Annotated in this window: 5 protein-coding genes; 3 read left to right on the plus strand and 2 right to left on the minus strand. The window is 70.2% G+C overall.

Going from position 1 to position 6,291, the window contains the following annotated elements:
- Position 1 precedes the first annotated feature (1 nt).
- Positions 2-2,152 carry an N-acetylmuramoyl-L-alanine amidase gene (locus ABZV44_RS37920; protein ID WP_354847602.1) on the minus strand — a complete coding sequence of 717 codons (2,151 nt, stop codon included), beginning with the start codon at positions 2,150-2,152 and terminating at the stop codon, positions 2-4.
- Positions 2,153-2,471: 319 nt separating this feature from the next.
- On the opposite strand from ABZV44_RS37920, the gene ABZV44_RS37925 reads away from it, so the two are divergent.
- Positions 2,472-3,896, plus strand: coding sequence for a SpoIID/LytB domain-containing protein (locus tag ABZV44_RS37925; protein WP_354847604.1), 1,425 nt, complete (start codon positions 2,472-2,474; stop codon positions 3,894-3,896).
- Between the two features lie 17 nt (positions 3,897-3,913).
- Here ABZV44_RS37925 and ABZV44_RS37930 read toward each other — a convergent pair whose 3' ends face one another.
- A complete protein-coding gene (locus tag ABZV44_RS37930; RefSeq protein ID WP_354847606.1) occupies positions 3,914-4,414 on the minus strand; it encodes a MarR family transcriptional regulator in 501 nt (166 codons plus the stop codon).
- Positions 4,415-4,521: 107 nt separating this feature from the next.
- Here ABZV44_RS37930 and ABZV44_RS37935 point away from each other — a divergent pair, with 107 nt between their 5' ends.
- Together ABZV44_RS37935 and ABZV44_RS37940 are read left to right on the plus strand one after the other, a co-directional pair.
- Positions 4,522-5,460: an EamA family transporter gene (locus ABZV44_RS37935; protein ID WP_354847609.1), complete on the plus strand. Its 939-nt coding sequence runs from the start codon at positions 4,522-4,524 to the stop codon at positions 5,458-5,460.
- Between the two features lie 29 nt (positions 5,461-5,489).
- Positions 5,490-6,128, plus strand: coding sequence for an NAD(P)H-binding protein (locus tag ABZV44_RS37940; protein ID WP_354847612.1), 639 nt, complete (start codon positions 5,490-5,492; stop codon positions 6,126-6,128).
- Positions 6,129-6,291: the final 163 nt, after the last annotated feature.

Below are 6,291 nucleotides of genomic sequence, written 5' to 3' on the forward strand. Positions count from 1 at the left end.
TCTAGCTGGGCGCGGCCGCGGGGATGGGGGCGGCCTGGGCCGGGGTACCGGGGGCGGGGATGGACTTGCCGGGGATGGGGTCCTGGACGGCGCCGTAGTTCTTCAGGACGGTGGTGACGATTCCGGTGATTTTGTTGAAGATCAGGGCGCCGTTCTGGAAGTCGGTGCGAACGCCGTCCTGGACCGGATATTCATTACTGGTGGGCAGACCGAGAAGGCCTGTGCCCGCACCCAATTGCAGGAAGCGCTCCAGAATCTTGCCGACCACCGCGAAGATCTGACCGGTCGGCGAGGCATACACGTAGCCATTGGTGAATTGGCCGTACTGGCCGCCGTCCGCCAAGGCGATCGGTTCCGCTTTCGGTTGTCCCAGTGGGCCGTTCGCCCCACCCTGATCGTTCCAGTAGCGGGCCACCGGGCTGCGATCGAGCATGTCCAGGATCTTCTGGGTGAGATCGGCCAGGGCGGCCAGATCCGCCTGGCCGTCGGCGTCGGGGGCGGGCTGCGGATTGCCCGCGTTCTGGCCGGGACGGACCCGCGTCGGACCGGGATCCTCGGGCGCGTTCGTGCCGGCCGCCACGTCCTCGGCGATCTGCCGGATCTTGTCCATCAGGGCATAGGCGGCGTCACCCGGGCAGGTGGTGTTGCCGACATCGCGGTGCGCGAAGATGTTCGGCAGCTTGACCGCCTGTCCCAGCGCGTATTTCGTGTAGTCGCTGCCCTCGGAGTACATGGTGGTCTGACCCTCGGGCTCGATGCCCGCCACCTTGGCCCGCCAGCCGATGTACTTGCCGATCGCCTGGATGGACACGTCCGTCGGGGTCTCGTCCTCGTAGTCGCCCATCAGCGCGACGCCCGCGGTATTGATATTGAAGCCGCCCGCGTGCGCGCCCTCGACCGGCTTGTCCAGGCCGCCGTAGCGGCCCTCGAAGATCTGCCCGTACTTGTCGACCAGGGCGTTGTAGCCGATGTCGCACCAGCCCAGCGTCTTCGCGTGATACGAGTAGATGGCGCGCACGATGCCCGCGGACTCGGCCTTGGTGTAGTCGTTGCGACCCGCGGTGTGGTGCACGGTGATCGCGTTGACGCCGTCGTCGTAGGTGGGTTCCTCGCAGCGCAGCGATTCGTCCGCGCCCCACTGCGCGCGGGTGATCACCTTGGGCCCGCCGCCGGGCAGCGGCGCCGCCACCGTCTGCAGATTCTCGTCGATGCTGCCGCGGCCCGGATCGATCAGCATCGCGGCCAGCTTCTCCAGATTGATCTGCGCCGGATCGGCCGAACCGTCGTCCAGCGATTTGGGTTCGGCGGGCGCGGCGGCCGGCGTGCGGGTCACCAGCATCTGCACGGTCTTGGTATTGCCGACGTAGATCGGCTCGGTGCCGGTGCGCTTGCCCGGCGCGGGATGGTCCCTGCCGTTCTCGGTTTCGGCGTCGTACCAGGGTCCCCAGGTGCCATCGGGACGTTGGGCGCGGAGCTTGGTGGTGGTGCCGGCCAGGTTCGGCGCGGTGAGCGCGACCATGCTGAACGGGGTGTCCCGGGTCAGCTCCTTGACCTGTGCACCGACCTTGTCGACCAGATCGGCGGGCACCGCGCCCGCGTTCAGCGCGGGGGTCCGCAGGTCACCGGTGAGACCGGGCACGGGATGCGGGCCGGGGGCGGCCGGATTGTCGGCGGTCGGGATCGGCGCCGGCACCCCGGAATCGGCCGGGGCGATCGGTGTTCGACTACCGAGAGCCGGTGTGGCCGCGGGAGCCACTGGCGCGGAAGGGGTTTCGGTGCCGGGCGGCCCGGAGACCTCGGGCCCGGGTTCGGCGATGAAACCGGGCACGCTCGCGGCCGGACCGGTCGGCCGGGCGGAACCGGGGGTGACGATGGTGGCGTTGGGGAGCGAGCCCGGGAGGGTGGGGCGGGTGACGTGCGGCCCGGTGTCGGATGCGGGCCCGACGGGCTGCTGCGGCGAGTCGTTCAGCCGCGGTAGCGGAATCTCGCTGGGTAGTTGGACCCCCGGAATGAGATCCGGCGGGATCGGAATCGATTTGGGCAGCGGCAGCATTCGCAGATCGGACAGCCGCAGGTCGGGCAGGTCCAGCCCGGTGAGCTCACGCAGCGGCAGCACGATATCGGGCGCCGAGTCCAGGGCGACTTCTGCCATTTGTGCAGGTATAGCTGCCCAATTGCTTTCATCGGCGTTCCGGACATCTCGGGAATCGCTCAGCGCCAGAATGCCGACGGGAGCGGACAGCGCGAGGACGGTGATGACCGGGAGCGCATACGTGGGTTTCGGTTTGTGATACGGCACAAGCATCTCCCATTCAGGTAAATCCGTCTAACCGCGCCCGGAGCACAAGCTTGCTACTTGGCGCATCAACGATCACACTAGTCCCTACTGTCACATTCCCTGAACGTATGGTTGAGGCTTAGCTTCGGGGTAACTCGAATGTAGCTTCGGCTCTCGACAGAACGGGTATGACATGCCGAACGGGTACCTAGCCAAGCGCCGTAGACGGCGCGGTCTGCTCACCCTCTCCCTCGCCGTCGCGGCCACCACCGGCGGCATCGCAGTACTGGTCTGGGCCTGGCCCGACAATGCCTTCCTCTTCACCGCCGGCGCCGGTCACGGGCGCGGCCTGAGCCAGAACGGCGCCTTCGACAAGGCCGTGGCGGGTTGGAACGCCGACCGCATCCTGGCCACCTATTACTCCGGAGCCGATCTCGCCGACGTCGGTCGGACCACGGTCCGCGTCCGCCTCATGGAGCAGGACGGCAAGACCCTCGACCTCGCCTCCGACTCCGTCTTCTACGTCGCCGGCCGCCGTGTCATCCCCGGCCAGGCCGCGCATCTGACGCCCACCGCCACCGGCGCCGACGTCGCCATCACCCAGGGCTGCGACGGAAACACCCTCTGGGAGGGCAGCACCGACGACCCGTGGGCCTACCCCGTCGCCGACGGCACCGACCGCCCCGCCAACGAGCAACTCGAGATCTGCGGCGGCAACGCCTACCGCGGCGTCCTCGGCGTCGCCCTCGACAACGGCTCGCCCCGTACCGTCAACGAGGCCGACCTCGACGACTACCTCAAGGGCGTCGTCCCCGCCGAAATGGTCCCCGGCTGGGCCGACCAGGGCGGCGCCGAGGCCCTGCGCGCCCAGGCCATCGCCGCCCGCTCCTACGCCCTCGCCGAAGACCGCTACTCCTACGCCCAGACCTGCGACACCACCGACTGCCAGATGTACCTCGGCACCGACAAGGAGGACTCCCGCACCACCAGCGCCGTCGAGGTCACCTCCGGCCGAGTCCTGGTGCGCGACAACCACATCCTGCGCGCCGAATACTCCGCCGCCCCCGACGGCGGCCTCCCCACCCCCGCCTCCGCCATGGAGGTCGGCCCCGCCCTCACCGACTTCCCCGCCGCCGCAACCCCCGCCGACCCCAACCTCCCCGACCCCCAGTCCCCCCAAACCCAGCCCGCCCCAACGGAATCCGACCCGGCGACCCCCACAACCCCGGACGCCACCACCCCGGACCCCGTCACCCCGGGCGCTGCGACCCCGGACGCGACGGTCCCGACCCACCCCGACCCGACCAATACCGTCCCCGGCACCCGAACTCCCGTCACCCCGGGCAATGTCCCCCCGGCGACCCCGCCGCGCCCCACCCCCGACGACCGCTCACGGATCACCATCCCCCTGCCGTCCCCCGGCAGCGCCGACCCCAACTCCGCGCTCTCCAACCCCCGCACCACCCCGGCACCAGCGAGCCCGGGCCCGGTCAACCTGGTGATCCGGACCGCGACTCCGGCTCCCCGGACCGCCTCCACCCCCAACCCGCCGACCTCCTCGGACCCGGTCCCGGCCGACGCTCCGGCGCAACCGATCCCTCCTGCCTTGGCGCACTAGCGGTTTCGGCCGTTAGTTCAGTCCAGGGTGAGGTCGCCGAGGGATTCGGCGAACTTGCGGAGTAGGGGGATGAGGGTTTCGCGGTCGGTGGGGGAGAGGTCGGCCAGGAGGCGTCGTTCGTTGTCCATGTGCAAGGGGAGGATTCGGTCGATCAGGGCTCGGCCGGAGTCGGTCAGGTGGACTTGGATGGCTCGGCGGTCCCTGGGGTCGGGGATGCGTTCTACCCAGCCTTTGGCGGTCAGGCGGTCGATGCGGTTGGTGATGGCGCCGGAAGTGATCATGGCGGCCTTGTTGAGGGCGCCTGCGCTGAGGCCGGATTCGTTGCCGGAGCGGCGGAGGGTGGCGAGGACGTCGAATTCCCAGCGTTCCAGGCCGTGGGTGCGGAAGAAGTCGGAGAGCTCGCGGTCGACGATGCGGCCCAGGCGGGCGAGGCGGCCGAAGATCTCCATGGGGGATGTGTCGACGTCGGGGCGCTGCTGACGCCAGGCGGCGGTGATCTGGTCGACGGCGTCGGTCACCGGCGGTCTCCTCTCGGGGCGGAATAAATCTCAACATTGAGATACTTGACGGTGAGGTATCTAGATGGTGTTATCTCAACGTTGAGATTATCAATGAGGAGCTATCGATGACCACCACACGCGCCGGAGCCGCCGGACTCGCCGGGACGCTCGCCCTCACCGGGCTCGCGCCACTGGTCTGGGGGTCGACCTACGCCGTCACCACGACGTTCCTGCCGCCCGAGCGGCCCATGTTCACCGCACTCATGCGGGTGCTGCCCGCGGGACTGCTGTTGCTCGCCATCACGCGGAAACTGCCGCACGGGCAATGGATTCCACGCGCGCTCGTGCTGGGCGGGCTGAACATCGGAGTATTCACCGCGCTGTTGTTCGTGGCCGCCTATCGGCTGCCGGGCGGGGTGGCGGCGGTGCTCGCCGCGGCCGCGCCGCTGTTCGCGGTCGGTTTCGCCGCACTCGGGCTCAATGAGCGACTCACCGTACGCAAGGTGGCAGCGGCGCTGATCGGGCTGGCCGGCGTGGCACTCGTAGTACTCAGGGCCACAGCCACTCTCGACACGCTCGGCATCATCGCCGGGCTGGTGGCCGCCATCGCCATGGCGGGGGGCACGGTGCTGACCAAGCGCTGGGGACGGCCCGAGGGCATCGGCCCGCTGGCCATGACGGGCTGGCAGCTCACCGCCGGCGGACTCCTGCTGCTGCCGGTCGCCGCCATCGCCGAGGGCGCGCCGCCCGCGCTGGACGGCCGGGCCATCGGCGGCTACCTCTACCTCGGCCTGATCGGCACCGCCGCCGCGTACGCGCTGTGGTTCCGCGGCATCGCCAAGGCCAATGCCACCTCGGTGGCCTTCCTCGGCCTGCTCAGCCCGCTGTCGGCGGCCGTCATCGGCTGGGCCGCGCTCGGCCAGGCGCTGGCCCCGCTGCAGATCCTGGGCATGGCCATCGCGCTGGGCGGCACCCTGCTCGGCCAGACCGGATCCGCGCCCCGCACAACGGAATCCGCGCCGCAGACCGATGACGACACTCCCAAGAACCGCGTCGCGGCGTGACTCGAATCCTCGATAAGGAGCGAAAGACCATGCAGATCACAGTGTTCGGAGCGAGTGGAGACGCCGGCAGCCGGGTCGTGGCCGAGGCGCTGAGCCGGGGCCACCGGGTGCGGGCGGTCGCTCGCACCGCCGAGCGGCTGCGGGAGCTGCCCGCGCAGGTCGAGGTGTGGACCGGCAATGCCGCCGATCCCGCCGATGTCGAGAAGGCCGCGGCCGGCAGCGATGTCGTGGTCACTGCGACCCGTCCGGCCCCGGGCCGCGAGCACGAACTGGCCGAGGTCGCCGCCGCGCTGCTGGAAGGACTGGCGGACAGCGGGATTCGGCTGCTGGTGATCGGCGGCGCGGGCAGCCTCACCGTCGCGGGGACCGGCAAGACCCTCACCGAGCAGCCGGGCTTCCCGGCCGAGCTGGTGCCCATCGCCGAGGGCGGCAGCCGCCAGCTCGAGGTGTTCCGGACGACCCCGCACGCGGTGAACTGGGCCTATGTCAGCCCGGCCGCACTGTTCGAACCCGGCGAGCGCACCGGCGCCTACCGCGTCGGCCGGGACGACCTGCTCACCGACGACCAGGGCAATTCCTCGATCTCCATGGAGGACATGGCCATCGCCCTGCTCGACGAGATCGAACAGCCCGCGCACCACCGGACCCGGTTCACCGTCGGCTACTGAAGATTCACCGTCGGCTACTGAAAAACCGCACGGCACAACCGAACACCTGTCGAATGCGCCGCGGGGGGGGGGGGGGGGGGGGGGGCCCCCCCCCCCCCCCCGGCGGGGGGTGGGGGGGTGGGGGCGGGGGGTGGACCCCCCCCCCCCCCCCCGCCGGGGGGTT

The organism is Nocardia sp. NPDC004860, from assembly GCF_040609015.1.
GTDB lineage: Bacteria > Actinomycetota > Actinomycetes > Mycobacteriales > Mycobacteriaceae > Nocardia.

What these genes read in the sequence shown, in the direction of transcription:
- ABZV44_RS37920 (WP_354847602.1), bottom strand. Translation starts at nt 2,152, where the DNA reads ATGGCAGAAGTCGCCCTGGACTCGGCGCCCGATATCGTGCTGCCGCTG.
- ABZV44_RS37925 (WP_354847604.1), top strand. Translation starts at nt 2,472, where the DNA reads ATGCCGAACGGGTACCTAGCCAAGCGCCGTAGACGGCGCGGTCTGCTC.
- ABZV44_RS37935 (WP_354847609.1), top strand. Translation starts at nt 4,522, where the DNA reads ATGACCACCACACGCGCCGGAGCCGCCGGACTCGCCGGGACGCTCGCC.
- ABZV44_RS37940 (WP_354847612.1), top strand. Translation starts at nt 5,490, where the DNA reads ATGCAGATCACAGTGTTCGGAGCGAGTGGAGACGCCGGCAGCCGGGTC.